The sequence below is a fragment of the Streptomyces sp. NPDC048664 genome, from assembly GCF_040650555.1.
Taxonomy (GTDB): domain Bacteria; phylum Actinomycetota; class Actinomycetes; order Streptomycetales; family Streptomycetaceae; genus Streptomyces.
Window position 1 is genome coordinate 78003 of sequence record NZ_JBEZHK010000027.1, and the last position, 26312, is coordinate 104314.

The following is a 26312-nucleotide window of genomic DNA, read 5'->3' on the forward strand; positions in this document are numbered from 1 at the left end:
CGGGGCGGCGCTCCCGCCCCGGCCCGTGCGGACCTCGCGCCCTGGTCGGCCGGGCCGGGCGGTGCCGGCCCGGCCGACGGGGTTCACAGGCGGGAGAGCTCGTCCACCAGGTCGTCCAGTCCCAGGGAACCCTGGGACAGCGCCGCCATGTGCCAGGCCTTCGCGTCGAAGGAGTCGCCGTGCCGTTGCCGGGCCTTCTCGCGGCCCAGCAGCCAGGCGCGTTCCCCCAGCTTGTAGCCGATCGCCTGACCGGGCATCGACAGATAGCGGACCAGCTCGCTCTCCACGAAGTCCGCCGAACGGCTGCTGTGGGCGCCGAAGAACTCCTGCGCCAGCTCGGGCGTCCAGCGCTCGCCCGGGCGGAAGGGGGAGTCGGCGGGGATCTCCAGCTCCAGATGCATACCGATGTCGACGATGACGCGCACCGCCCGCATCATCTGGGCGTCCAGATAGCCGAGCCGCCGCTCCGCGTCGGTCAGGAAGCCCAGCTCGTCCATGAGGCGCTCCGCGTACAGGGCCCAGCCCTCCGCGTTGGCGCTGACGATCCCCACCGTCGCCTGGTAGAGCGAGAGGTCGTCGGCCACGTGCGTCCACTGCGCGAGCTGGAGGTGATGGCCCGGGACACCCTCGTGGTACCAGGTCGAGACGAGGTCGTACACCGGGAACCTGGTCTGTCCCATGGTCGGCAGCCAGGTCCGGCCCGGCCGGGAGAAGTCCTTCGACGGGGACGTGTAGTAGGGGGCGGCGGCGCTGCCGGCGGGCGCGATGCAGGACTCCACCCGGCGCACCCGCTCGGCCAGTTCGAAGTGCGTGCCGTCGAGCGCGTCGATGGCCTCGTCCATCAGGCCCTGCAGCCAGTCGCGCACCTCGTCCACCCCCTCGATGTGCGTGCCGTGCTCATCGAGATGGGCGAGCGCGACCCAGGGGGTCCTGGCGCCGGGCAGGACCTTCTCGGCCTCCGCCTTCATCTCGCCGAGGAGCCGGTGGTACTCGGACCAGCCGTACGCGTACGCCTCGTCGAGATCGAGGTCCGCGCCGTTGAAGTAGCGGGCCGCGCGGGCGTAGCGCTCGCGGCCCACCGTGTTGGGCGTGCCCTCGATCGTCGGCGCGTACACGTCGCGCATCCAGTCCCGCAGCCGCACGACGGTGGCGGTCGCCGCGCGGGCCGCCTCGTCCAGTTCGGCGCGCAGGGCCTCGGGACCGGCGGACACGAAGCCCTCGAACCAGCCGTGGCCGCGGCCGTCCGTGTCCGACCACTCGGTGAGCTGCCCGATGAACGTGGCCGTCGGCCGCGGCCCGGCGTACAGCTTGCGCTCCAGCCCCAGGGAGAGGGACTCCTGGTAGCCGCGCACGGCGGCGGGCACGGCGCGCAGCCGTGCGGCGATCGCCGCCCAGTCCTCCTCGGTCTCGGCGGGCGTGATCGTGAAGATCTCCCGCACCGAGTGCACCGCGGAGTGCATGTTGCCCACGGTCCGCAGGCCCTCGTCGGCCTCGTGCATGGCGATGTCGGCGGTCAGCCGTTCCCGCAGCAGGCGGGCGCAGCGACGCTCGATGTCGCTGTCCGCTCCCGGCAGGCGCTCGGCCTCCTCCAGCCGGCCGAGGGTCGTCCGCGCCAGCTCGGCGAGCGCCTCCTGGCCCGCGGGCGAGGTGTCGGGCAGTCTGCCCGAACTCTCCTTCACCCCGAGATAGGTACCGATGATCGGATCGAGGGCGACGAGGGCGTCGACGTAGGCGTCGGCGACCTGACGGGGCAACAGGCTCCTGGTGTCTGACATGGCCACATCCTGATACGCCGACGTGGTCCACGTCACGTGTATTCAGCGCTCGGCTTACGCCGCTTCAACGGGTTTCGGCTGCCTCCGCGCCCGGCGGAAGCAGCGGGCCGCAGTCCCACTGCTGGAAGATCAGCCGGGTCTCCACCCGGGCCACCTCGCGCCGCGCCGTGAACTCGTCCAGGACCAGCCGCTGGAGATCGGCCGTGTCCGCGACCGCGACGTGCACCAGGTAGTCGTCGGGGCCGGTGAGATGGAAGACCGTACGGGATTCGGGCAGCGCTCGGATGCGGTCCACGAAGGGCCCCACCAGTTCCCGCCGGTGCGGTCGGACCTGCACCAGCAGCAGGGCCTCCAGGCCGCGCCCGAGCCTGGCCGGGTCGAGCCGCAGCTGATGGCCGAGGATCACGCCCGTGCGCCGCAGCCTGGTCACGCGGTCGAGGCAGGTCGACGGCGCCACCCCGACCTGCGCCGCGAGGTCGCGGTAGGTCGTCCGGGCGTCGTTCTGCAGAAGCCGCAGAAGATGAAGATCCACCGGATCCAGTACGACGTTTTCGGCCATGTGGCGAACGTAACACGGGATCCGGCGCCATGTACCCGGTCGGTGTTCAGTCTGCGGTCCATGGATTCCCGCACCCGTAGTGACGCCCCCGCCCACCGGGCCCTCGCCACCGAGGCCGTGCACGCCGGCCGTGAGGACCTCGCCGGACTCGGGCTGCACGCCCCGCCCCTCGACCTCTCCACCACCTACCCCTCCTACGACAGCCGTGAGGAGGCCGCGCGCATCGACGCCTTCGCCGCCGACGGCGCCGAACTGGACGGCCCGCCCGTCTACGCCCGGCTGGGCAATCCCACCGTCGCCCGGTTCGAGACCGCGCTCGCCCGCCTGGAGGGCACCGAGAGCGCGGTGGCGTTCGCGAGCGGCATGGCCGCGCTGAGTGCCGTCCTGCTCGCCCGCGGCGCGATGGGCCTGCGCCATGTCGTCGCCGTCCGTCCGCTGTACGGATGCAGCGACCACCTGCTGACCGCCGGGCTGCTCGGTTCCGAGGTGACCTGGACCGACCCGGCGGGCATAGCGGACGCCCTGCGCCCGGACACCGGCCTCGTCATGGTCGAGTCCCCGGCCAACCCGACGCTCGCCGAGATCGACCTGCCCGCCGTGGCCCACGCCTGCGGTTCGGTGCCGCTGCTGGCCGACAACACGTTCGCCACGCCCGTGCTCCAGCGCCCCGCGGAGCAGGGGGCCCGGCTGGTGCTGCACAGCGCCACTAAGTACCTCGGCGGTCACGGCGACGTGATGGGCGGGGTGGTGGCCTGTGACGAGGACCTGGCGCGCAGGCTGCGTCAGGTCCGCTTCGCGACGGGCGGGGTGCTGCACCCGCTCGCCGGCTATCTGCTGCTGCGCGGACTGTCGACGCTGCCGGTGCGGGTCAGGGCCGCGTCCGCCACCGCCGCCGAACTCGCCCGGCGGCTCGCGGCCGATCCGCGGGTGGCCCGGGTGCACTACCCGCGCATCGGCGGCGCGATGGTCGCCTTCGAGGTGCACGGCGACCCGCACGAGGTGATCCGCGGGGTCCGGCTGATCACCCCCGCCGTGAGTCTCGGCAGCGTCGACACCCTGATCCAGCACCCGGCGTCCATCAGCCACCGCATCGTGGACCCGACGGACCGCCGGGGCGCGGGGGTGAGCGACCGGCTGCTGCGGATGTCCGTGGGTCTGGAGCACGTCGAGGACCTCTGGGCCGACCTGGACGGCGCGCTGGCCGCGGAGCGCACCGCGGTCGAGCTCAGGCAGCCCGCGGCGGTCCGCTGAGCGAACACGGTCGGACGACCCGGCGCCTGACGTGTGTGCGGTGTGGCGGCCGGAGCCCTCGTACGGGAGGTACGCGGACTTCCGGCCGGTGCGCCGGGCGCCGCGACGGGGCGTACGCCGCCCGGTGCGCGGCACCGGCGCGCCGCCGGGCCGTCCGCCGTCAGTTCCGGGTGGTGCCGGACGTGGCCGTGTCGTCCTGCGGGCGGTGCGACGGCACCGGTGTGGCGTCCAGGCGCGCGGTGATGACGAGCGTGCCCTCCTCGATCTGGTAGTCGAGGGGCAGCTCCAGGCCGCGCATCGCGGCGACCATCGCGGTGTTGGAGGCCTGGGTGACGGCGTAGACGTGCTCGCATCCCGCCTCGACCGCCATCGCCACCAGGCGGCCGAGGAGTTCGGAGCCGATGCCGCGGTGCTGCCACTCGTCCTCTACGAGCAGCGCCACCTCCGTCTCGTCACCGTCCCACAGCAGGTGCCCGAGGCCGACGACGTCGCCCGACGCCGTCCGGACCGCGAGGGTCCGGCCGAACCGCGGGCTGAGCAGATGCCGCAGATAGCGGTCGGCGTCACCCACCGGCCCGTGGTAGCGCATGCCGAGCGTGCGCGCCGAGCAGCGCGCGTGCATGTCCTTGGCCGCCTGGAGATCGGCGATGTCGGCACGCCGTACGGTGATGGCGGGCCCCTGCGGCAGCGTCAGGACGTCCTGGCCGCGAGGGACGCGCGGACCGAGGCGGGCGTCCAGTTCCACGAGCGCCCGGGCCCGTGCGAACTCCGTGGGCGTGAACGGCAGATAGGGCCGTTCGACAGTGATCACCCCGCCCTCCGGGGCCCGCAGCCGCATGACCGTCTCCTCCAGCGCCCCCTCGACGGGAGCGCCTTCCTGCGGGCGGCCGGAGCCGGGGGAGTGGGAGGGCAGCGACCGGATCGTGCACCGCCCGAGCAACTGCCTCAGTGCCAGGGGGAGTTCCGCGGCATCGAGCGCGGTGCGCGTGGCCAGGCCCAGAACCCGGGTCGGGGCGTCCACGAGGTCGTGCGTGTCCGCCCGCTCGAACCAGTTGTCCGTGCCGCCGGCGCCGGAGACGGCCCGGGTGAGGGCCGTCCCCTCCACCTCGGCGGGCGCGCGCAGCAGGAACTCGTCGACCGTGCCCCGTGCCAGCGGATGCGTCTGCAGGCTCAGGATGTCTACTCCGAGCCCTGCCAGCGCCGTGCACAGCGCGGCCAGCGAACCGGGCTCGTCCCGTACCGTCGTCCGCATCCGCCACAGGGTCCTCGCCTCGTCGCCCGTGCCGGTCCCGGACGGCCCGGCCTGCCGCTCCTCGGCGGGCGGCCGGGCGCCGGTATCGCTCGGGGGTGGGGCGTGACCGTGGCGGCGTGACCACCACTGCGCGGCGCGCTCGATCAGGTCGCGGCGGCGGGTCACCGGGCGGCACGGCGTCGTTCGTGTCAGGTCGGACATGTCTGAAGTCATGTCATCACTGTGCGGGATGGGTGTTGCGTGATCACAAACGCTTTGTGTCCGATGAGTAAAAGATGCTTCTGTCCGTTTTTGTTGTTCTTTTGACTAACGGAGATCGCGGGTGCGTCCGCGGGCGCCCGATCCGCTCAGCGGCTGCCGTCCAGGAGGACCCGCGCGACCAGTGCCGGATCGTCGTTCATCGGGACATGTCCGCAGCCCGGCAGCCGTATCAGTCGGGCCCCGGGTATCGCCCGCTTGGCGCGTACGCCCTGACGGCGCACCAGGATCCGGTCCCGGGTGCCCCACGCGACCGTGACCGGCAGCCCGGGCACGTCGTCCGTGAACCGCACGTTCGTTCCCGCGCGCAGCGTGTCGGCGAAGCCCGTGGCGTGGACCAGTGCCAGGGTCTCGGCGGTGACCGCCTCGGGGGAACGGCGCCCGGGGCGCGCGTAGATGGTGCTCGTCAGCAGGGTGCGCCCGGCCGCCGTGCGCGACAGCCGTTCCACGAGCGGCACCGGCAGGCCGCGCGCGGCCCGGCGCATGGTGAGCAGCACCGCGAAGGCGTACCGGCGCTCGGCCTCGGTCCAGAACCCGGCGGGCGACAGCGCGGTGACGGACCGTACGAGCTTGGACCGGCCCAGTTCGAGCGCCAGCAGGCCCCCCAGGGAGTTGCCCGCGACGTGCGGACGGTCGATGCCCAGGGCCGCGCAGAAGGCGCCGAGCGTGGGCACCACGGTCGACAGGCCGTACGTCAGACCCTCCGGCAGGGCAGGCGACGCGCCGAAGCCGGGGAGGTCGACGGCGATCACGTCGCGCTCGGTCGCCAGGATGTCCATGACCGGGTCCCAGGCCTGCCGGTGGTGCCCGATGCCGTGCAGCAGCAGGAGCGGTGCGCCAACGCCCTTGCGCGCGTACGAGACCGTCGCGGTCCTGGGGCCGTGCGGTGAGGGGACGCTGAAGGAGACCGTGGCGGTCATGGTGCTGCTCCTCGTCTGGGACACAGGGGTGGACGCCTGAACCGGACACCGGTGCGGACAGCTTGTCAGCAACCGCTACTCGCGGGTAGCCCCTGAGTGAAGTCCGTGTGCGGCGAGGATTGGTCTTGACCAAGGGTGGGGGTCGCCCTATGGTCGCAGAGAAGTGCAACAACCTTTAATAAACAAGGGCGATAAAACGCCGCCGGACCACGGCGGTTGGCGATTGCGGAGGACAGGGTGGGGACCACGCGGCTGGAATCGGTGCCGGAGCCCAAGTACTGGCAGCTGAAGAGCGTACTCACCCAGGCGCTGGACTCCGAGTTCTCCGTGGGGGAGGTCCTGCCGAACGAACGGGATCTCGCGGCCCGCTTCGGAGTCGCCCGCGCCACCCTGCGCCAGGCGCTCGAACAGCTCGAACTGGAGGGCCGGCTCCAGCGCCGCCGCGGTGTGGGCACCACTGTCGCCCCGCCCCGCATGGGCGTGGCCGTGGGCTCCGAGCGGGACGCGTGGCCGAGCGCGGCCGACGACGCCTGGCAGCTGTCGGGATGCACGGTCGCCACCGCGCCCGGCGCGGTGGCCGACCTCCTGCAGACCGACCGCGAGGAGTCGCTGCACGTCGTACGCCGCTCGCGGATGACGCACGGCCAGCCCGTCGCCGCCGAACTGCTCTACGTCCCGGACGCCTCGGTGCCCGACCTCCCCGTGATCGGCACCGCCGCCGAGGCGGCCCGCGCCCGTTCCGTGCTGCGCGAACTCCAGCGTCTGGACCTGGAGGGCCAGTCCCGGACCGTCGAGCTGGGCTCCGCCGGCGCCGAGGACGCCAAGGAACTCGACCGGCTGCCCGGTGCTCCCGTCCTCGTCGTCACGACCCGCTACCACGCGGACGGACTGACGGCGGCCGTGTCCGTCGCCACCTACCGCGCCGACACCTGCCGGCTCGCCTTCGGCGCGAGTGGCGGCGTCGAGATCCACCACGGCCCCGAGCGCCGCGCCTCCTGACCGGCGTCTGGCCGAACGCCGCCTGCCCGCCGACGCGTTCCGGGCCGACCACCGCTGCCCGCTGGGCCGCGCCGCCCCTCCGAGGTGGCCCGGGCCCCGGGTCAGCGTCGGGCCGCCACCGTGCCCTCCACCGCGAACAGCTGCTCCTCCACGTGGTCCAGGGCCAGTCGCAGCGCCCCCGTGGCCACCGCGGCCTCGCCCAGCCGGGACAGCGCCACCTGCGGTGGCCGCAGGCAGTAGCGGGCCAGTTCCCCCCGCAGCGGATCCAGCACGCCGTCCAGGCCGGCCGCCCACCCGCCGATGACGACCAGTTCGGGGTCGAGCGCGAGGACGAGAGCCGCCACGTCGTGGACGAGCCGCTGGATGAACCGGTCCACGGCGGCGCGCGCCCGCTTCTCGCCCTCACGGGCGCGCGCGAACACATCGGCGACCTGCTGTTCGTCCAGCGGGTGCAGCGGCTCGTCCGTGGTCGACAGGAGCGTCTCGGGACTCGCCCCCCGCCCCAGCAGATGCAGCGCGCCGATCTCCCCGGCCGCCCCGCCGAAGCCCCGGTGCAGCCGGCCGCCGATCAGCGCACCGGCACCGGGGCTCAGACCGGCCAGCACGAACACGATGTCGTCCGACGCGGTGGCGGCACCCTTCCAGTGCTCGGCCAGGGCCGCCGCGTTGGCGTCGTTCTCCACCAGCACCGGGCAGCGGAACGACCTGCCGAGCCGCTCGCCGAGGTTCAGCCCGGTCCACTGGGGCAGAGCCGTGCCCAGGCGCACCGTGCCGCCCGCCTCGACGATCCCGGGGCTGCCCACGCCGACCGCGCGCAGCGAGGCGCGGGACACGTCCGCCCGGCGCAGCAGTTCGGCGACGGTGCTCCGCAGCCGCTCCAGACGCTCGTCGGCCGGCGCCGTCTCCGAGACGTCCTTGCTCAGGGTGCCCAGCTCCCGGCCGTCGAGATCGGCGAGCACCGCGGTCACCCGGTGCGCGCCGACGTCCAGCCCCAGCAGATGGCCCGCCTCCGCCCGGAACCTGAACCGTCGCGCGGGCCGCCCCTGCCGCCGTGCCGCGCCCTCCTCGGCCGCCTGCTCGACCACGAGCCCGGCCTCCATCAGGCCCTCGACCACGCCTTCGACCGTCGGACGGGACAGACCGGTCACCCCGGTGATCTCGGTGAGGGTCGCGCAGTCGACCGTGCGCAGCGCGCGCAGCACCACCGCCGAGTTGATCCTCCGCAGCAGAGAGGGGTCCCCGCCGGTCAGCCGCCCCACGGTCCGTCCTCCCAGCTCGTGCGCGTGTTGGCCGGATCGTACTCGGCGCCGGGCACACCCGCGAGGGCGGTCACCGACACGGACCGGCCCGGCCGGTCCGCGCGGTCAGCCGGTGCGGGCCCCGTCCTCGGCGGCCTCCCGCAGCCGCCGGAACTCCTCCGCCATCGTCGCCGCCGTCCAGTGCGCGTTGAGACCACTGGGGTTGGGCAGGACCCAGACACGGCTGGACCCGATCCTGAGCTCCTGCGGCCCCACGACCGCACGGCGGTCACCGAAGGCCGTCCGGTACGCCGTCACGCCGACCACCGCGAGCAGGCGGGGCCGCAGCCGCTCGACCTTGTCCCTCAGGATCCGGCCGCCCTCCCGGTACTCCTCGGTGGTCAGCTCATCGGCCCGCGCGGTCGCCCGCGCCACCACGTTGGTGATCCCGAGCCCGAGCGTCGGCAACACGGACTGCTCCGCCGGCAGCAGCAGACGCGGGGTGAAGCCCGACAGATGCAGTACGGGCCAGAAGCGGTTGCCCGGGCGCGCGAAGTGGTGGCCCGTCGCCGCCGTCATCAGCCCCGGGTTGATACCGCAGAAGAGCACCCGAAGGCCGTCCGCGACCACGTCCGGCACCGGCCGGTCGCGGGCGGCCTCCAGTTCCGCCCGGGTGAACCGGGTCAGAGGATCGCCCCCGGGGTGTACCCGGCGGCCTCCGGGTGCTGCTTGACGATCTCCTCGATCCGGCCGGTCACGGCCTGGACCTGAGCGCTCGCCGCGCCCGTGAACGACAGCTTGTCGGCCATCAGCGCGTCGAGGCCGGCGCGGTCCAGCGGGATGCGCTCGTCGGCCGCCAGCCTGTCCAGCAGCTCGTTGCGCTCGGCCCCCTGCTCACGCATCGCGAGGGCGCAGGCGACGGCGTTCTCCTTGATGGCCTCGTGGGCGACCTCGCGGCCGACTCCCGCGCGCACCGCCGCCATCAGCACCTTGGTCGTGGCCAGGAACGGCAGATAGCGGTCCAGCTCGCGCGCGACGACCGCGGGGAAGGCGCCGAACTCGTCGAGCACCGTCAGGAACGTCTCCAGGAGCCCGTCCAGCGCGAAGAACGCGTCCGGCAGCGCGACCCGGCGCACCACCGAGCAGGACACGTCGCCCTCGTTCCACTGGTCGCCCGCCAGCTCGCCGGTCATCGAGGCGTAGCCGCGCAGGATGACCATCAGGCCGTTGACCCGCTCGCAGGAGCGGGTGTTCATCTTGTGCGGCATGGCGGAGGAACCGACCTGGCCGGGCTTGAAGCCCTCGGTGACCAGCTCGTGCCCGGCCATCAGCCGGATCGTCTTCGCCAGGGACGAGGGCGCCGCCGCCAGCTGCACCAGGGCGGTGACCACCTCGTAGTCGAGGGAGCGGGGGTAGACCTGGCCGACCGAGGTGAACGCCTGCGAGAAGCCCAGGTGCTCGGCGACCCTGCTCTCCAGCTGGGCGAGCTTCGCCGCGTCGCCGCCGAGGAGGTCGAGCATGTCCTGCGCCGTGCCGACGGGGCCCTTGATCCCGCGCAGCGGATAGCGGCCGAGCAGGTCCTCGACGCGGCCGTAGGCTGCCAGCAGTTCGTCCGCGGTGGTGGCGAAGCGCTTGCCGAGAGTGGTGGCCTGCGCGGCGACGTTGTGGGAGCGGCCGGCCATGACCAGCTCGCCGTACTCGCCCGCGAGCTTGCCGAGGCGGGCCAGGACGGACACGGCGCGGTCCCGCGTCAGCTCCAGCGAGAGCCTGATCTGCAGCTGCTCGACGTTCTCGGTGAGGTCGCGCGAGGTCATGCCCTTGTGCACGTGCTCGTGCCCGGCGAGGGCGTTGAACTCCTCGATCCGCGCCTTCACGTCGTGCCGCGTGACCTTCTCACGCTCGGCGATCGAGGCGAGGTCGACCTGGTCGAGGACACGCTCGTAGTCGGCGATCGCCGTGTCGGGCACCTCGATGCCGAGGTCCTTCTGGGCCCGCAGCACGGCGAGCCAGAGCCGGCGCTCCAACCTCACCTTCTGCTCGGGCGACCAGAGCGTGGCGAGCTCGGGCGAGGCGTACCGTCCGGCGAGGACGTTCGGGATACGGGGCTTGGCGGGCGCAGCTGTCACGTGCACGGATTCTACTGGCGGTTCGTGCAGGCCGGCGCCATGGGGCGGTTCGGCGGAACCTACGAGAGCCCGGTCACCCCGGGTGGGCCCCGTCCGCGATCATCGCCAGGATGTCCCCGTGGCACAGCTCGGGCGCGCACCAGCACGCGAGCGTCCTGCCGCGCAGCGCCGGCACCAGTTCCAGCAGGTCGGGCCGGGACATCAGGTAGGCGCGGTACTTGGCCATCACCTCGGCCCGTGTCCCGTCGTGCCGCTTCTTCGCGGTGTCGATCTGGAAGGGGTTGTACAGCGGATGCTGGGGCAGGTTCCAGCCGCCGCGGGTCAGCCGGCGGCCGATGTAGACGACGCCCGAGGGGGCGACCTCCAGGCGGGCGCCGAACTCCTGGATCCGGCCCTTGAGGTTGATCACGTCGGTGGTCACTCGGAGCTCCTTCCGCGGCGTCGCCACGCCGCCCCGTCGTCGGTCCGCCGCCCCGGTCAGGCGGCTGGCCCCTCGTAGGGCAGCAGCTCGGGCCGCTTGGCCGGGAGGCCGTCGCCCGAGGAGCGGCCGGTCAGTCGTCGTCCTATCCACGGCAGCAGGTACTGCCGGGTGAAGCGCACGTCCGCGGTGCGGCGGGCGACCCAGTCCGGGGGCGCGGTCGGCGGCGGCGGGGTGCGCCACTGCGTATCCTCCGCCTCGTACCCGAGCGTCTGCCACACGGCCTCCGCCACCCGGCGGTGCCCCTCGGTCGTCAGATGCAGCCGGTCCACGTCCCACAGGCGCGGGTCGGCGAGCGACCGCGCCCCGTACAGGTCGACCACCAGCGCCCCGTGCCGCTCGGCGAGCTCCTCCACACAGGCGAACAGCTCCTCCATGCGGGGGCGGAACCGCTCCAGCACCGGACCCTGGCGGCCGGGACTGCGCATCAGGACGAGCTGCTCGCAGGAGGGCGCCAGCCGCTCCACGGCCTCGGTGAGCAGGCCTTTCACCCGCCCCATGTCGCACTTGGGGCGCAAGGTGTCGTTCAGCCCGCCGACCAGGGTGATCACATCGGGCCGCATGGCGGCCGCGAGGTCCACCTGCTCGTCGACGATCTGCGCGATGAGCTTGCCGCGCACGGCGAGGTTGGCGTACCGGAACCCGGGCGTTCGCGCGGCCATCCGGGCGGCCAGGACATCGGCCCAGCCGCGGTAGGAGCCGTCGGGCAGCAGGTCCGACATGCCCTCGGTGAAGGAGTCGCCGACCGCGACCAGGCTGCTGTGGGTGGGATTCGTCTGCATGGCGTCGTCGATGGTATCCCGTGCACATACCCGGCGGTCGGTAGCCCCGTGCGCTCACGCCGGCTGTCCGAACAGCTCCCGCAGCACGTCCTCCATCGTCACCAGCCCCGACAGCCGTCCGTCCTCGCCGTTGACCGCCGCCAGATGCGTGCGGCTGCGGCGCATCGCGGTCAGCACGTCGTCCAGCGGGGTGTCCTCGCGCACTCGGGCGACGGGTCTGATGTCCCGCAACCGGAACGGGCTGTCCCTGCCCGGAGCGTCCAGCGCGTCCTTGACGTGCAGATACCCGATGATCCGCCGGTTGTCGTCCACGACCGGGAAGCGCGAGAACCCGGACTCGCCCGCAAGCCGCTCCAGCCCTTCCGGGGTGATGCCCACCCGGGAGTAGACCACCCGCTCCAGGGGAACCACCACGTCGCGCACGGGACGGCGGCCCAGCTCCAGGGCGTCGTGCAACCGCTCCTGGGCGCGGTCGTCCAGCAGCCCCGCGGCGGTGGAGTCCTGGACGAGCCGGGCCAGCTCGTCGTCCGAGAAGGTCGCCGCGACCTCGTTCCTGGTCTCCACCCGCAACAGGGCGAGCAGGGTGTTCGCGAAGGTGTTCACGGTGAAGATCACCGGGCGCAGGGCCCGCGCGAGGCCGACCAGGGACGGGCCGAGCAGCAGCGCCAGGCGTACCGGCTCGGCGAGCGCGATGTTCTTCGGCACCATCTCGCCGAACAGCATGTGCAGATAGGTGGCCAGGGCCAGCGCGATCACGAACGACACCACGCGCCCCGCGCCCGAGGGGATCCCCACCGCGTGGAACACGGGTTCCAGCAGGTGCTCGATCGCGGGCTCGGCCACCACACCGAGCACCAGCGTGCACAGGGTGATGCCCAGCTGCGCCGCCGCCAGGAGGGCCGACACATGCTCCAGACCCCACAGCACGCTCCGCGCGCGCCGCTCGCCCGCCTCGGCGCGGGGCTCGATCTGGCTGCGGCGCACCGAGATCAGCGCGAACTCGCCCCCTACGAAGAAGGCGTTCGCCACGAGGGTCAGCAGACCGATCAGCAACTGGACGAGCGTCATGTCCGCGGCTCCCCCTCCGGCACGACCAGCGGGGCGCGCATCACCAGTCGGGCGGCCCGGTGCCCGGACGCGTCCGCCACCTCCAGCCGCCAGCCGGCCACCTCCACGCTGTCGCCCTCGACCGGTATCCGGCCGAGCGCGGTCGCCACGATGCCCGCCAGCGTCTCGTAGGGCCCGTGCGGCGCCTTCAGTCCGACCCGGGCGAGCTGGTCCATACGGGCCGATCCGTCCGCCAGGTACAGCCGGCGGCCGTGGTCGTCGGTGCCCGCCGGGGCCAGGTCGGGCGCCTCCTGCGGGTCGTGCTCGTCGTGCACCTCGCCGACGACCTCCTCGACGATGTCCTCCAGCGTGACGACCCCGGCCATGCCGCCGTACTCGTCGATCACGACGGCCATGGTGTTCTTGCCGGACAACCGGTCGAGCAGTCGGTCGACGGTCAGGGTCTCGGGCACGAACAGCGGTTCGCGCATCGCCCGGGTCACCGAGCAGTACGGCCGTTCCCCGGCGGGCACGCCCACCACGTCCTTGATGTGCGCGATGCCGGCCACGGAGTCCAGGCCGCCCCGGTAGACGGGGAAGCGGGACAGGCCCGTCGCCCGCGTCGCGTTGGCCACGTCCTGGCAGGTCGCCTGGACGTCGAGGGCGATGACCTGCACGCGCGGTGTCATCACGTTCTCCGCGGTCAGATCGGCCAGGTTCAGGGTGCGGACGAACAACTCGGCGGTGTCCGCCTCCAGGGCACCCTCCTTCGCGGAGTGCCTGGCGAGCGCCACCAGCTCCTGCGGGCCGCGCGCCGAGGCCAGCTCCTCGGCGGGTTCGAGGCCGAAGCGGCGTACGACGCGGTTGGCGCTGTTGTTGAGATGGGTGATGAACGGGCGGAAGGCCGCGCTGAACAAGCGCTGCGGCGTGCCCACCCGCTTGGCCACGGCCAGGGGCGAGGAGATCGCCCAGTTCTTGGGCACCAGCTCGCCCACCACCATGAGGAACACGGTCGACAGGGCGGTGCCGATGGCCAGGGCGAGGGAGGACGCCGCGGAGCGTGACAGCCCCAGTGACCGCAGGGGGTCCGCGATCAGCCGGGCGATCGAGGGCTCGGAGAGCATGCCGACCACCAGATTGGTGACCGTGATCCCGAGCTGGGCGCCGGAGAGCTGGAAGGTCAGGCCGCGCACGGCCTTGAGCGCGCCCGCCGCGCCGTGCTCTCCGCGCAGCGCCGCCTGTTCCAGGGCGCTGCGCTCGACGGTGGTGAGCGAGAACTCCGCCGCCACGAAGACGCCGCAGGCGAGCGAGAGCAGGATCGCCACCAGCAGCAGGAGCACTTCGGTCATCGGGTCACCTCAGTCCCAGGATCGGGCAGGGACGCGGGGACCGCGCGAGGGGGTGCGCAGGCGGGGCCGTCCATCGGTGAGCGCTCACACCTTTCCGTGGGGGCGAGCCGAACCCGCCGAGCGGTGGGTCGACCCCTCCATCGTAAAGGATTGGCAAAGTCGGCCCGGGGTTGTCCACAGGCGCTCCCCGGGCCGACCTCACCGCGCCAGCGGTTTGACCCAGCGTCTCCAGTGCTCCTCGGGTGCGTACCCCGCCGCCCGCCAGGCATGCTGGGCCCGCTCGTTGCGGAGCAGGACCATGGCGTCCCCGCGACGTCCACCGAGCCGCACGAACCGCTCCTCCGCAGCTTCCAGCAGCGCCGAGCCGATGCCCTGCCGCCGCCGATCGGGGTGCACCGCGAGCCGGTACAGATGGCAGCGCCAGCCGTCGAACCCCGCGATCACGGTGCCCGACAGCGTGCCGTCGGCCTCCACGGCCAGGATCAGCGCCTGCGGATCGCGGTCGACCAGCCGCTCCAGCCCCTCCCGGTCGTCGCTGATGCTCGTGCCCTCGGCGGCGACCTTCCAGAAGGCGAGGACGGCGTCCAGGTCCTCCGGTCGCGCGGGTCGTGTCAGAAGGTCAGTCATGCCATGAGCCCATCACGCGAGCCCGGCGGATGAGGCGGCGTTCCGGCATGCGGACCCTCTTCCCTCACTCGTGCGCGATCGCCGTCAGCACGTTCATCCGGGACGCGCGCAGGGCCGGCAGCAGGGCCGCCACCACGCCCACGACCGCCGCCCCCACCACCACGGCCACGATCGTCCCCCAGGGGATCGCCAGCGCCTTCATGCCCTGCAGGGCCAGCACCCGCTGGATGCACACCCCCCACACGAGCCCCAGCGCGAGCCCGAGCACCGCCCCGAACACGGCGATCACCACGGACTCCAGCCGGATCATCCGGCGCAGCTGCCGGCGGCTGAGCCCGATCGCGCGCAGCAGTCCGATCTCGCGGGTGCGCTCGACGACCGACAGCGCCAGGGTGTTGACCACCCCGAGCACCGCGATGACGATCGCCAGGCCGAGCAGCGCGTACACCAGGTAGAGCAGCACGGCGATCTGGTCGTGCACGAGCTTCTTGTAGTCGGCCTGGTCGCGCACCTGGACCTGGGGGTAGGGGGCGAGGGTCTTCTCCAGGCGGGAGCGCAGCACGTCCTTGGACGTGCCCGGCGCGGCGTTCACGTACAGCGCCGAGTCCTGTCCGTCCGGAACGTACTTCTGGAGGGTCCCCATCCCGAAGTACAGGCCGCCCTGGGTGCCGAAGCCGTCCGAGCCGCCCTGGTCGGTGAGCGCGCCGACCTTCAGGACCCCGTGGCGTCCGGCCGGGAACTGGACCGGGACCGTGCTGCCGACACGGACGCCGTGGTCCTTCGCGAAGGTCACGTCCATGGCCAGGGCGCCGTCCGCCAGCGCGGCGGCCGAGTCGCCCCGCGCGTAGGTGACGTGCGCGACGTCGTCGAGCCGGGGATCGTAGCCCGCGCCGGTCGTCTCGACCCGCGCGCCGTCCGGCAGCCGTACCGCCAGGGGCGTGAGCCGCTGGCGCACGACGAGCCCGGCCCCGTCCGTGGCGCGGACCGTGCCGGTGATCTCCTGCGGGAAGGGCTGGAAGTTGCTGTTCTGCACCACGAAGTCGGCACCCAGGGTCTTGTCGATCTGCTGGTCGAACGACTTCGACATGGACGCGCTCGCCACCGACATCCCGCCCACCAGCGCGAGCCCGACCATCAGGGCCGACGCGGTGGCACCCGTACGGCGCGGGTTGCGCAGGGCGTTGCGCTGGCTCATCCGCCCGACCGAACCGAACACGACGGGGAAGGCGGCGCCCAGCACCCGGATCACGGGACGGACCAGCAGCGGGCCCGCCAGCACGGTCGCCACGAGCGTGAGCACCACGCCGAGGCCCAGCAGCGAGGCGGCCGGCGCGGTACTCGTCGCGCCCGCGCAGCCCGCCAGTGCCGCCACGCCCAGCGCGCCGACGACGGCGCCCGCCACCGCCCGCACCTTCAACGGCCGCCCCACACCCGCGACCTCCGCGTCGCTGAGGGCGGCCATGGGGGAGACCTCGGCCGCGCGCCGCGCCGGCAGATAGGCGGCGACGAAGGTCACCCCGACCCCGACCACGTAACCGGCGACAGGTGTCGCCCAGCCGATCACCATCTCCGTGGACTTCAGGTTCATGCCGAACGCGCTCATCAGCCGGATGAGCCCGGCCGCGAGCCCGATGCCCGCGGCGAGTCCGAGCGTCGAACCGACCAGGCCCAGCAGCAGGGCCTCCGTGAGCACCGACCGCCGCACCTGCCGCCGATCCGCGCCGAGCGCGCGCAGCAGGCCCAGTTCGCGGGTGCGCTGGGCGATCAGCATCGAGAACGTGTTGACGATGAGGAACACGCCCACGAGGACGGCGATCCCGGCGAACCCCAGCATCACGTACTTGATCACGTCGAGGAACGTGCCGAGCTGGTCGGTGTTGGACTTGGCCTGCTCGCTCGCCGTCCTGAGGTCGTAGGGGCCGTTCCCGAGCGCGGCGGCGATCCGCCGCTTGAGCCGCGCGTCGTCCACGCCCGGCCGCGCGTCGACGGCGATGCTCGTGGCCGCGGCGGCGCTGCCGAGCAGCCTGGTCTGCGCGGTCGGGGTGTCCAGGAAGACGAGGGCCGCACCCGGGTTGGTGGTGGTGAAGGTCGCGATCCCGACGACCCGCACCCTGAACGAGCCCGGCCGCGCGAGCACGGTCAGCGTGTCACCGATCCGCACATGCCGACGGTCGGCCGTGTCCGCGTCCAGGAGCGCCTCCGCGGCACCGTGCGGCGCGTGCCCGGAGCTCAGCTCGACCGGGCTGCGGTGGCTCGCGTACCAGTTCTGGGCGATCGTCGGCGCGCCGGTCGTCGGCCCCACGGGAGCGTGGTGGCTGTCGACGACGGTGATGTCGGTGACGGCGGCGCTGACATGGGCCGCCGCCACGCCGTCCACCGAGGTCACCCGCCCGGCGAGGGAGGCGGGCAGGGTGGGGGTCGTGCCGGTGGGGATCCGGGAGGAGAGGTCCTCCTTGGGGCTCACCGTCACATCGGCCGCCGTGGAGGCGAACAGCCGGTCGAAGGTGCGGGTGACGGTGTCCGAGAAGATCAGGCTGCCCGCGACGAACGCCACGGACAGGACGACGGCCAGCGCCGACAGGAGCAGCCGTCCCTTGTGCGCGAGGAAGCTGCGCAGAGTCGCCTTCAGCACGGTCGCCTCAGCCCTCGCTTCCGGGCACGTCGCCGGGCGCGTCGCCGGGTGCGGACGCCTCGCCCTCGCCCCCGGTCGCCCGGAGCGGGTCGAACCGCTTCAGGCGCTCCAGCACCGCCTGCGCCGTCGGCCGCGGCATCTCGTCCACGATGCGTCCGTCCCCCAGGAAGAGCACCAGGTCGGAGTGGGCCGCCGCGCTCGGGTCGTGGGTGACCATGACGACCGTCTGCCCCAGCGCGTCCACCGCCTCCCGCAGAAACCCCAGCACCTCAAGGCCGGAGCGGGAGTCCAGGTTGCCCGTCGGCTCGTCCGCGAAGATCAGCTCGGGCCGGGAGGCGAGGGCCCGCGCGCAGGCGACACGCTGCTGCTGGCCGCCGGACAGCTGGGCGGGACGGTGCGTGAGCCGGTCGCGCAGCCCGAGGGCGTCGATCACCCGGTCCAGCCACTCCTGATCGGGGGCGCGGCCCGCGATGTCCATGGGCAGGGTGATGTTCTCGCCCGCGCTCAGCGTCGGCACCAGGTTGAACGACTGGAAGACGAACCCGACGCGATCGCGGCGCAACCGCGTCAGCTCCCGGTCCTTCAGACCGGTGATCTCGGTGTCCCCCAGCCACACCTGCCCGGCCGACACGGAGTCGAGACCGGCCAGGCAGTGCATCAGCGTCGACTTCCCCGACCCCGAGGGACCCATCACCGCGGTGAACCGGCCCCGCGCGATGTCCACGTCCACGGAGTCGAGCGCGAGCACCGTCGTCTCACCCGAGCCGTACGCCTTCGTGAGGCCGCGGGCGCGAGCGGCGATCCCGTCCGCCTCCGCCCGGCCCGGCGCGTGCTCGGCAGCAGCAGTGGACAAGACCGCCTCCTCGGTCGGGGACGCGTCGGCGTCCCGCCATCCCTGTCCCGGCCGAGCCTAGTGTGGCGCGCCGCACAGCCGGTATCCCTTTACCGGGGGCTCTTGCCGCTGCTAGTGGTACGGCGCTAGCGTCGAGGCATGGCGAAGACCCAGCTGAACGTGCGGGTGGACGAGGGCACGGCCCGTGCCGCCCGTGAGCGCGCCCTGGAGCGCGGCATGAGCGTCAACCGCTACATCGAGGAGCTGGTCCGGCAGGACACCGGAGAGGTCGGCCACATGTTCGTCGAGTCCGCGGCCGACTTCATGAGGCAGTACGAGTCCGTCTTCGCCGAGGAGTTCGCCGCCGCCCGCGAGGGCCGGGACGAGGGCCTGGGCGGGCACCGAGGAGAAGGCCGTCGCTGAACCGTTGGACGAGCTGAGCATCGACCTCGCCTGGCTGCTGATGGTCGCGGAACAGAAGACACCCGGAGATCCCCAGGTCAGCGACTGGGGCGCGCTCGTCGCCGCGGTCGCGCGGCACCAGGCGGAGATATTCGGCGTCCCCGTCTACGACACCCCGCACGCCCGGGCCGCCGCGCTGCTCCAGATCCTGCTGCACGTCCCGGCGCTGGAGCGCGCCAACGCGCTGTTCGCCTCCGCCGTCGCCTACGGCTACCTGGTGGCCAGCGGCGTCAAGGTCGTCCCGTCCCCCGAGCAGGTCCGCGATCTCGCCCGACTGGTGAAGGGCGGGCAGGCGTCGGTGCAGGACATCGCGCAGGAGCTGCGGCGGTGGAGCCGGTGAGGCGGCGCCCGCGACGCGCGTGTCAGGGAGCCTTCGCGGTGCCCAGGACGCAGTACGACGTGGGCAGGCGCGGGCCCCGCTCCGGCACCCGCACCACCTGGTAGGGGCCGAGCTCGAATCCGGCCGCCCTGATCGCGGCCACCGGGTCCCGGCCGACATGGCAGCCGCCGAACACCCTGGGCCACACCGTGCGGTCCAGCGTCCGCTGGGTCGCTTCCATCAGCCGGCCCCCTCCCCGGCCGTGTTCGAAGAACCGCAGCTCACCGCCGGGCCGCAGCACGCGTCGCAGCTCGGACAGGGAGCGCCCGACGTCCCGCACACTGCACAGCACCAGCGACACGACCGCCGCGTCGAAGGCCTCGCTCTTCACCGGGAGCCTCTCCGCCGATCCGGGCACCACGTCCACGGGAACCCCGGACCGCAGGGCCGCGTCCACCGCGAGGCGCCGCAGGGTGCGTTCCGGCTCGATCGCGACGACCTCGGACACCGTGCCGGGGTAGTGGGCGAAGTTGAGGCCGTTGCCCGAGCCCACCTCGATCACCCGCCCCGACAGGCCGGCGAGGAGTGCCTCCCGGTGCGGACCCACGGCCCCTTCGGTGGCCACGCTGAACCGGGCGTAGAAACGGGCGAACAGGGGATGGTGTACTGCTGCTCCGGGAGCACGGGCCGTCATGGCGGGCCTCCTTGAGGCGAGCGGCGGATGACAGGGGAATCCTCCCCAGGGCCGTCCCCACCCACGCATACCCGGCCATACACGCACGCGCCGCCCACGCGCCCGCCTCGACAGCCGCCGGCCGCGCCCGGCTCGGACCTTCCCGGACGGCCGTCCCGCCCCGCGACACCGACGGCCGGACATCCCCGCACCAAGTGGGCCCCCGCGACGCGCCGCGGGGGTGAACCTCTCCGCCTGTCGTGCGGCATCGGCCGTCCCGGCGCCTCGGCACCGTGGTGCGGGCCGTCCCGCGGCGTGCGGAGACCGCCGCGCGGGACGCCCGCGGCGCCAGGGGTCGGACGGCTCTCAGGGCGCCATCGTCGAGGTGAACGTGTCCGCGTTCCAGGTGCCGCCCAGCTCAGCGGCCAGCCAGCCGGGAGCCTTGGCGCGGAAGTGGTCGGGCGGGTGCGCGCCGGCGCCCTCGGGGAGTGCCCCGAGCAGGGGCGCCCCGGTCACCACCGGGAGGTCGGCCAGGTTGCACCGGGACGCCAGATCGGCCTCGGCGGGCCAGCTCCCGACGACGACGCCCGCGAGATCCAGGTGCCGGCGCCCGAGTTCACGGGCCGTCAGCTCGGTGGCGTTGAGCGTGCCGAGGCCCGCCGCCGCGACCACCACGACCGGCGCCGACAGCAGCCGCGCCGCGTCGGCCAGGGTGCCGCCCTCGTCGTCGAAGCGGACGAGCAGCCCGCCCGCCCCCTCCACCAGGACGAGGTCGTGCTCGACGGCCAGCTTGGCCGCGGCCTCGGCGACGTCCTGCGGCCGCACGGGCGCGGCCCCGACCCGCCGTGCCGCCGTCGCGGGCGCCAACGGCTCCGGGTACCGGCCCAGTTCGCACGTCGTGACGGCGCCCGCGAGCCGGGCCACCTCGTCCGCGTCGCCGCGCTCGCCGGGACGCACCCCGGTCTGAGCCGGTTTGAGGACCGCGACCGACCGGCCCGCCGCGACGGCGACCGCCGCCACGGCGGCCGTCGTGACCGTCTTCCCGACCTCGGTGCCGGTCCCCGTGATCACCAGAACGGACATGTCAGCCTTCCCGCGCGGCCGCGCGGACCGCGCGCGCGATCCGGGCCACGTCCACGTCATCCGTCACATACGGCGGCATCGTGTAGATCAGATCGCGGAACGGCCGCAGCCACACGCCCTCCCGCATCGCGGCCCGCGTCGCCGCCGCCATGTCCACCTGATGGTCGAGCTGCACGACGCCGATGGCGCCCAGGACCCGCACCTCGCGGACCCCGGGGAGGTCGGCCGCCTCGGCGAGCCCGTTCCCCAGGCCCGTCTCGATCCGCTTGACCTCCGTCTGCCAGTCCTGGCCGAGCAGCAGGTCGAGCGAGGCGCAGGCGACCGCCGCCGCCAGCGGGTTGCCCATGAACGTGGGGCCGTGCGCGAGGACGGGCACCTCCCCGCGCGAGATCCCCTCGGCCACCCGCGCGGTGCACAGCGTCGCCGCCATGGTCAGGTAGCCGCCGGTCAGCGCCTTGCCCACGCACATCACATCCGGCGCGACCCCCGCGTGGTCCGCGGCGAAGAGCGCGCCCGTGCGCCCGAACCCGGTGGCGATCTCGTCGAACACGAGCAGCACGTCATGGGCGTCGCACACCTCGCGCAGCACCCGCAGATAGGCGGGGGAGTGGAACCGCATCCCGCCCGCTCCCTGCACGACCGGCTCCACGATCACCGCGGCCAGTTCGTCCGCGTGCTCCGCGACCGCCGAGCGAAGCCGCTCGGCGTACGCCTCCTCGTAGTCGGCCGGGGGCGCGTCCACGAACACCTGCCGGGGCAGGACGCCCTGCCACAGCTCGTGCATGCCGCCCTCGGGGTCGCACACCGACATCGGCTGCCACGTGTCACCGTGGTAGCCGCCGCGCCAGGTCAGCAGCCGCCGCTTGGCGGGACGGCCGAGCGAACGCCAGTACTGCAGGCACATCTTGACCGCGACCTCGACCGACACCGAGCCGGAGTCCGCCAGGAACACATGCTCCAGGCCCTCGGGCGACATGTCGACAAGGAGCTTCGCCAGCCGGACGGCGGGCTCATGGGTGAGCCCGCCGAACATCACATGGCTCATCCGCTCCAGCTGCCCGCGCGCGGCCTCGTTGAGCACCGGGTGGTTGTAGCCGTGGATGGCCGACCACCAGGAGGACATGCCGTCCACCAGCTCGCCGGACCCGTCGGCCAGCCGCAGCCGTACCCCGCTCGCCGACTCCACGACGAGCGGGTCCTGCCGACCGGGCATGGGCCCGTAGGGGTGCCACACATGCTGCCGGTCGAGCGCCAGCAGCTCGTCCACGCCGAGCTCAGGCATTGGGGGCGAGACCGGTTCCCGCGCCCCGGCGCCGTACCGCGACCAGGTCCGTGCGGGGCTCGTTCGTCTGCTGCGCGGACGCGGCCTCGGGCGCGGACTCGGGCACCTCGGCGGCCGCGGGGGCGGAACCGCAGACGCCGCCGCCCTCGTGCCCACCACAGCCCGCGCCCTCGTGCGAGCCGCAGCCCGCGCCCTCGTGCGAACCGCAGCCCCCACCGCTCGCGGGCGAGCCGCAGCCGCCACCCGCCGCCCGGTGGTCCGGCAGCGTCACCTGGTCCGCGCCCTCCACCTCGAACCCGGCGTCCGCGATCATGTCCAGGTCGGCCCGGCCCGCCTGGCCCTCGCTGGTGAGGTAGTCGCCCAGGAAGATGGAGTTCGCCAGGTTCAGGGCCAGCGGCTGCATCGAGCGCAGATGGACCTCACGGCCGCCCGCGATCCGCACCTCCACGTCCGGGCACACGAACCGGACCATCGCGAGGATCCGCAGACAGCGCTGCGGGGTCAGGTTCCACTCCTTGGCGAGCGGGGTGCCCTCGAACGGGATCAGGAAGTTCACCGGAACGGAGTCAGGGTCGAGCTCCCGCAGGGAGTAGACGACGTCGACCAGGTCCTCGTCGCTCTCGCCCATGCCCGCGATCAGACCGGAGCAGGCCGACAGCCCGGCGGCGTGCGCCTTGTTGACCGTGTCGACACGGTCGGCGTACGTGTGGGTGGTGGTGATGTCCCCGTACGTCGCCTCGGACGTGTTCAGGTTGTGGTTGTAGGCGTCGGCGCCCGCCTCGCGCAGCCGCTCCGCCTGGCCGTCGGACAGCAGCCCGAGGCAGGCGCACACCTCGACGTCCTCGTTCTGCTCCTTGATGGCCTTGATGGTGGTGGAGACCCGGTCCACGTCCCGGTCCGTGGGCCCCCGGCCGCTCGCCACCAGGCAGACCCGCTTGGCACCGCCCGCGACACCGGCCGCCGCCGCGTCCGAGGCCTCGTCGGGCTTCAGCCAGGTGTACTTGAGGATCCCGGCCGTCGACCCCAGCCGCTGGGAGCAGTAGGAGCAGTCCTCCGGACACAGTCCGGACTTCAGGTTGACGAGATAGTTGAGTTTCACCCGTCGGCCGAACCAGTGGCGGCGCACCTTCCCGGCCGCGGCCACCACATCGAGCACATCGTCGTCGGAAGTGGCGAGGACGGCCAGAGCCTCCTCGCGGGTCGGCAGTTCGCGCCGCAACCCCTTGTCCACCAGCGTGTTCAGCAGGTCCATGAGAGCCGATCCTGTCCTACGGGAGGGCCCCGGGCCAAGGAGAGTTTGCACAACGCGCACAGTTCTCCGTGTGGGTATTGCCACATCATGGGCCGCTGGTCGGGCCGCTAGGGTCTGTGCACTGCCTACAAAAGCCCCGGAGGACCCATGGCGTTCGGCTGGATCGACGAGCAGGCACGCGCGCGCGGCCGGGCCGGGCTCGTCCGCACCCTGCGCCCCCGCCCCGCCGACTCCCCCCTCCTGGACCTCGCGAGCAACGACTACCTGGGCCTGGCCCGCCACCCGGAGGTCACCGCGGGCGCCGCGGACGCGGCCCGGGTGTGGGGCGCCGGCGCCACGGGCTCACGGCTGGTCACCGGCACCACCGAGCTGCACACCGACCTGGAACGCGAACTGGCGGACTTCTGCGGCTTCGAGGCCGCCCTCGTCCTGTCCTCCGGGTACGCCGCCAACCTCGCCGCGGTCACGGCACTGGCCCCGCACGGCTCCCTGATCGTCTCCGACGCGGGCAACCACGCCTCCCTCATCGACGGCTGCCGGCTGGCACGAGGCACCACGCAGGTCGTCGCGCACTCCGACCCGGAAGCGGTCCACAAGGCCCTCGGCACCCATCAGGGACCCGCCGTCGTGGTCTGCGACACCGTCTTCTCCGTCGACGGCGACGCGGCCCCGCTGGCCGCGCTGGCGGCGGCCGCGCGCGAGCACGGCGCCGGTCTGGTCGTCGACGACGCGCACGGGCTCGGGGTGCTCGGCCCCGGCGGCCGGGGCGCTCCCCACGCCGCGGGCCTGGCGGGGGCACCGGACACGGTGGCGACGGTGACCCTGTCGAAGTCGCTCGGCAGCCAGGGCGGCGCGGTCCTCGGCCCGGCCCATGTGATCGACCATCTCGTCAACGTCGCCCGTACGTTCATCTTCGACACGGGCCTGGCACCGGCCGCGGCGGGTGCCGCGCTCGCGGCGCTGCGACTGCTGCGCCGCGAGCCGGAGCGCGCCGCGCGGGCCCGCGCCGTGGCCGGGGCCCTGCACGACCGCCTGACGGCCGAGGGCCATGAGGCCGTGCGCCCGGACGCCGCCGTGGTGTCCGTGCGGGCACCCTCACCCGAGGACGCCGTGCGATGGGCGGCGGACTGCCGCGCCGCGGGCGTGGCCGTGGGGTGCTTCCGTCCCCCGTCGGTGCCCGATGGGATCTCCCGACTGCGGCTGACCGCCCGCGCCGACCTCGGCGACGAGCAGATCGGGCACGCCGTGGAGGTGATCGGCCGGACGAGGCCCTGAGTCGCGCCCGGCGGCCGCCGCCGGAGAGTTCACCGCTTCGGGCGACAGATATATGCATATCTCGGGGGATCGCACCCGGTCGGGCGCCGGTGGTGGCAGGCTGACGTCAGCACCAAGTCCGGGACCGTCACGCGCACCGGCTCGCTCCGTGTCGGACCCCGGTCCCGTGGGAAGGGGACGACGTCGCCATGGCAGACCGCCAGGAAGCCTCCGTCACTCTGCCGAGCGATCCCGCCTCGGTCGCCGCAGCCCGGAGGTACGTGTCCGACGTGCTCACCGAGTGGGGCCTGCCGGGCGACGCCGACGTCACCGACGCCGTACGGCTGATCGTGTCCGAACTAGCCACCAACGCCGTGCAGCACACACTGGGGCAGTCGCCCACGTTCACCGTCGACATCGCCCTGGAGCGCGACGCGTTACTGCGGGTCGGGGTCACCGACAGCCATCCCCGCTTCCCCAAGCGCCTGCCGGCGGCGGTGCAGCAGGACAACGGCCGCGGCATGGTCATCATCCGCTGGCTGACCGCGGAGCGGGGCGGCACCCTGCGGGTGCGGCCGACACGGGAGGGCGGCAAGACGGTCCAGATCGAGCTCCCGTGGCCCGGTCCGACGGCCGCGCCGACTCCGGTGACCGCCCCGACTCCGGTGACCGCGACGGTCGCGGTGGACCCGCTGAACCCGCCGACTCCGGTGCCCCCGTGCGCGGCGGCCGGACACCAGGAGCCGTGAGGCCCGGGGTCAGCGCGAGCCCTCCGACCGCTCCCGGCCCGCCGCCTCCCCCTCGGCCCCCGGCGCGGTGACGACGGCCCGCCGCACCAACCGGGGCAGGACCACCCACAGGCCGACGCACACGGCGAGGGTGGCGGCGCCCGCCGCGATGCCGGCCGTCCGGCCGAGCGACACGTCCACCACCAGCAGCACGGATCCGGTGAACGCCAGCGTCAGCACGGCCATCCCGAGCCCGGCGAGGCGGGAGGAGACCTGCACGACGGCGGGCTTGGCGTGCTGCTGGAAGAGCGTGCGATGCAGTGCGGCCGGTGCCGTGAACAGGGAGGCCGCCAGCACCGCCAGCAGCAGCGTGGTGACGTAGGTGGCGCGCTGCACCGTGTCCAGGGACGGGAAGCGGGGCGTGAAGGCCAGGGTGAGCAGGAACGCGAAGAGGATCTGCACCCCGGTCTGGGTGACGCGCAGTTCCTGGAGCAGTTCGGCGAAGTTGCGGTCGGCGCGCTCCAGAGGTGTCTCGTTGCGTGCCCGGTCGGGTCCTCGGTCGGCCATGGAGTACCAGTATCCGATCCCGCGCGCCCTCACGCCCCGTGCGTGCGGCGGGGTGACGGCCCGCAGGGCCGGGCCTCACCCCGCCGCACGGGTCAGCCGACCCTGCCGTACCACACGGACTTCGTCCAGATCCTCTCCAGTCTGACCACGGACCCGGTCCGCGGGGAGTGCCAGATCTTTCCCTTCCCGGCATAGATGCCGACGTGGTACACGTACCGGCCCGAGTGGAAGAACACCAGGTCGCCCGCCCTGCGGTGCGAGGAGGAGATGTGGTGCGTCCGGTTGTACTGGGCCGCGGCCGTGCGCGGCAGGCGCTTGCCCACCTTCTTGAACGCGTAGAGCGTCAGCCCTGAGCAGTCGAAGCGACGCGGTCCGGTGGCGCCGTACTGGTAGGGGGATCCCTTCTTGGCTGCGGCGACCTGAAGTGCCTTGTACGCCATGGTCGCGGCGGAGGCGTCACTGGACATGCCCGGGACCACGATGCTGCCGCCCACGGCGGCGAGGGTGAGGGCCGAGGCGGTGCCGGCCCGGGTCAGCAGCGACGGGACACGATTGAGCGCAGTCATG

At 73.3% G+C, this 26312-nt stretch carries 26 protein-coding genes; 6 read left to right on the forward strand and 20 right to left on the reverse strand.

From position 1 onward, the window contains the following. Window positions 1-83: 83 nt before the first annotated feature. Together AB0C59_RS26105 and AB0C59_RS26110 are read right to left on the reverse strand one after the other, a co-directional pair. Window positions 84-1775 (reverse strand): DUF885 domain-containing protein, encoded by a 1692-nt coding sequence (locus AB0C59_RS26105; RefSeq protein ID WP_363008632.1) that lies wholly within the window; start codon window positions 1773-1775, stop codon window positions 84-86. A 64-nt stretch (window positions 1776-1839) separates the two neighbouring features. Continuing rightward, on the reverse strand, window positions 1840-2334 hold the full coding sequence (locus AB0C59_RS26110; protein ID WP_363008634.1) for an Lrp/AsnC family transcriptional regulator: 495 nt from the start codon (window positions 2332-2334) through the stop codon (window positions 1840-1842). A 60-nt stretch (window positions 2335-2394) separates the two neighbouring features. On the opposite strand from AB0C59_RS26110, the gene AB0C59_RS26115 reads away from it, so the two are divergent. After that, window positions 2395-3585 (forward strand): PLP-dependent transferase, encoded by a 1191-nt coding sequence (locus tag AB0C59_RS26115; protein ID WP_363008636.1) that lies wholly within the window; start codon window positions 2395-2397, stop codon window positions 3583-3585. A gap of 160 nt (window positions 3586-3745) precedes the next feature. Here the strand turns inward: AB0C59_RS26115 and AB0C59_RS26120 are convergent, their stop codons facing one another. Beyond that, window positions 3746-5050, reverse strand: coding sequence for a GNAT family N-acetyltransferase (locus tag AB0C59_RS26120; protein WP_363008637.1), 1305 nt, complete (start codon window positions 5048-5050; stop codon window positions 3746-3748). Between the two features lie 134 nt (window positions 5051-5184). Continuing rightward, window positions 5185-6015 (reverse strand): alpha/beta fold hydrolase, encoded by an 831-nt coding sequence (locus AB0C59_RS26125; RefSeq protein WP_363008639.1) that lies wholly within the window; start codon window positions 6013-6015, stop codon window positions 5185-5187. Window positions 6016-6252: 237 nt separating this feature from the next. Here AB0C59_RS26125 and AB0C59_RS26130 point away from each other — a divergent pair, with 237 nt between their 5' ends. Next, window positions 6253-7014 (forward strand): GntR family transcriptional regulator, encoded by a 762-nt coding sequence (locus AB0C59_RS26130; RefSeq protein ID WP_363008641.1) that lies wholly within the window; start codon window positions 6253-6255, stop codon window positions 7012-7014. A gap of 101 nt (window positions 7015-7115) precedes the next feature. Here AB0C59_RS26130 and AB0C59_RS26135 read toward each other — a convergent pair whose 3' ends face one another. The 10 genes from AB0C59_RS26135 to AB0C59_RS26180 all read right to left on the reverse strand — a co-directional run bounded on the left by AB0C59_RS26135 (window position 7116) and on the right by AB0C59_RS26180 (window position 18146). Next, a complete protein-coding gene (locus AB0C59_RS26135; RefSeq protein ID WP_363008643.1) occupies window positions 7116-8273 on the reverse strand; it encodes an ROK family protein in 1158 nt (385 codons plus the stop codon). 105 nt (window positions 8274-8378) lie between these two features. Further along, window positions 8379-8939 (reverse strand): G/U mismatch-specific DNA glycosylase, encoded by a 561-nt coding sequence (gene mug, locus AB0C59_RS26140; RefSeq protein ID WP_363008706.1) that lies wholly within the window; start codon window positions 8937-8939, stop codon window positions 8379-8381. Beyond that, on the reverse strand, window positions 8936-10378 hold the full coding sequence (gene purB / locus AB0C59_RS26145) for an adenylosuccinate lyase (RefSeq protein WP_363008645.1): 1443 nt from the start codon (window positions 10376-10378) through the stop codon (window positions 8936-8938). The genes mug and purB overlap by 4 nt, the downstream gene beginning before the upstream one ends. Window positions 10379-10451: 73 nt before the next feature. Then, window positions 10452-10799, reverse strand: a complete 348-nt coding sequence (locus AB0C59_RS26150; protein ID WP_363008647.1) for a DUF4326 domain-containing protein — start codon at window positions 10797-10799, stop codon at window positions 10452-10454. 56 nt (window positions 10800-10855) lie between these two features. Continuing rightward, window positions 10856-11638 carry an SGNH/GDSL hydrolase family protein gene (locus AB0C59_RS26155; protein ID WP_363008649.1) on the reverse strand — a complete coding sequence of 261 codons (783 nt, stop codon included), beginning with the start codon at window positions 11636-11638 and terminating at the stop codon, window positions 10856-10858. A 54-nt stretch (window positions 11639-11692) separates the two neighbouring features. Further along, window positions 11693-12706 (reverse strand): hemolysin family protein, encoded by a 1014-nt coding sequence (locus tag AB0C59_RS26160; RefSeq protein ID WP_363008650.1) that lies wholly within the window; start codon window positions 12704-12706, stop codon window positions 11693-11695. Then, on the reverse strand, window positions 12703-14034 hold the full coding sequence (locus tag AB0C59_RS26165; RefSeq protein ID WP_363008652.1) for a hemolysin family protein: 1332 nt from the start codon (window positions 14032-14034) through the stop codon (window positions 12703-12705). The genes AB0C59_RS26160 and AB0C59_RS26165 overlap by 4 nt, the downstream gene beginning before the upstream one ends. A 198-nt stretch (window positions 14035-14232) precedes the next feature. Then, complete coding sequence (locus tag AB0C59_RS26170; protein WP_363008654.1) at window positions 14233-14661, reverse strand: GNAT family N-acetyltransferase; 429 nt, start codon at window positions 14659-14661, stop codon at window positions 14233-14235. A 64-nt stretch (window positions 14662-14725) separates the two neighbouring features. After that, window positions 14726-17293 carry an ABC transporter permease gene (locus AB0C59_RS26175; protein WP_363008656.1) on the reverse strand — a complete coding sequence of 856 codons (2568 nt, stop codon included), beginning with the start codon at window positions 17291-17293 and terminating at the stop codon, window positions 14726-14728. Window positions 17294-17300: 7 nt separating this feature from the next. After that, window positions 17301-18146, reverse strand: a complete 846-nt coding sequence (locus AB0C59_RS26180; RefSeq protein WP_363008658.1) for an ABC transporter ATP-binding protein — start codon at window positions 18144-18146, stop codon at window positions 17301-17303. A 138-nt stretch (window positions 18147-18284) separates the two neighbouring features. Here AB0C59_RS26180 and AB0C59_RS26185 point away from each other — a divergent pair, with 138 nt between their 5' ends. Continuing rightward, entirely contained in the window at window positions 18285-18548 is a 264-nt protein-coding gene (locus AB0C59_RS26185) for a toxin-antitoxin system HicB family antitoxin (protein ID WP_363008660.1), read from the forward strand. 4 nt (window positions 18549-18552) lie between these two features. Beyond that, window positions 18553-18927 carry a fic family toxin-antitoxin system, toxin component gene (locus AB0C59_RS26190; RefSeq protein WP_363008662.1) on the forward strand — a complete coding sequence of 125 codons (375 nt, stop codon included), beginning with the start codon at window positions 18553-18555 and terminating at the stop codon, window positions 18925-18927. Window positions 18928-18949: 22 nt separating this feature from the next. On the opposite strand, the gene AB0C59_RS26195 is transcribed toward AB0C59_RS26190, so the two are convergent. The 4 genes from AB0C59_RS26195 to bioB all read right to left on the reverse strand — a co-directional run bounded on the left by AB0C59_RS26195 (window position 18950) and on the right by bioB (window position 23196). After that, entirely contained in the window at window positions 18950-19600 is a 651-nt protein-coding gene (locus AB0C59_RS26195; RefSeq protein ID WP_363008664.1) for a class I SAM-dependent methyltransferase, read from the reverse strand. Window positions 19601-19945: 345 nt separating this feature from the next. Continuing rightward, on the reverse strand, window positions 19946-20662 hold the full coding sequence (bioD, locus tag AB0C59_RS26200) for a dethiobiotin synthase (protein ID WP_363008666.1): 717 nt from the start codon (window positions 20660-20662) through the stop codon (window positions 19946-19948). Window position 20663: 1 nt separating this feature from the next. Continuing rightward, complete coding sequence (locus AB0C59_RS26205) at window positions 20664-21944, reverse strand: adenosylmethionine--8-amino-7-oxononanoate transaminase (RefSeq protein WP_363008668.1); 1281 nt, start codon at window positions 21942-21944, stop codon at window positions 20664-20666. After that, window positions 21937-23196 carry a biotin synthase BioB gene (gene bioB, locus AB0C59_RS26210; RefSeq protein ID WP_363008670.1) on the reverse strand — a complete coding sequence of 420 codons (1260 nt, stop codon included), beginning with the start codon at window positions 23194-23196 and terminating at the stop codon, window positions 21937-21939. The genes AB0C59_RS26205 and bioB overlap by 8 nt, the downstream gene beginning before the upstream one ends. 147 nt (window positions 23197-23343) lie before the next feature. Between bioB and AB0C59_RS26215 the strand changes: the two genes are divergently transcribed. Next, window positions 23344-24471, forward strand: a complete 1128-nt coding sequence (locus tag AB0C59_RS26215) for an 8-amino-7-oxononanoate synthase (RefSeq protein ID WP_363008672.1) — start codon at window positions 23344-23346, stop codon at window positions 24469-24471. A 188-nt stretch (window positions 24472-24659) separates the two neighbouring features. Further along, complete coding sequence (locus tag AB0C59_RS26220; RefSeq protein ID WP_363008675.1) at window positions 24660-25199, forward strand: ATP-binding protein; 540 nt, start codon at window positions 24660-24662, stop codon at window positions 25197-25199. Window positions 25200-25208: 9 nt separating this feature from the next. Here AB0C59_RS26220 and AB0C59_RS26225 read toward each other — a convergent pair whose 3' ends face one another. Continuing rightward, window positions 25209-25745: a DUF6328 family protein gene (locus tag AB0C59_RS26225; protein WP_363008677.1), complete on the reverse strand. Its 537-nt coding sequence runs from the start codon at window positions 25743-25745 to the stop codon at window positions 25209-25211. 92 nt (window positions 25746-25837) lie between these two features. Continuing rightward, complete coding sequence (locus AB0C59_RS26230) at window positions 25838-26311, reverse strand: C40 family peptidase (protein WP_363008679.1); 474 nt, start codon at window positions 26309-26311, stop codon at window positions 25838-25840. Between the last annotated feature and the right edge of the window lies 1 nt (window position 26312).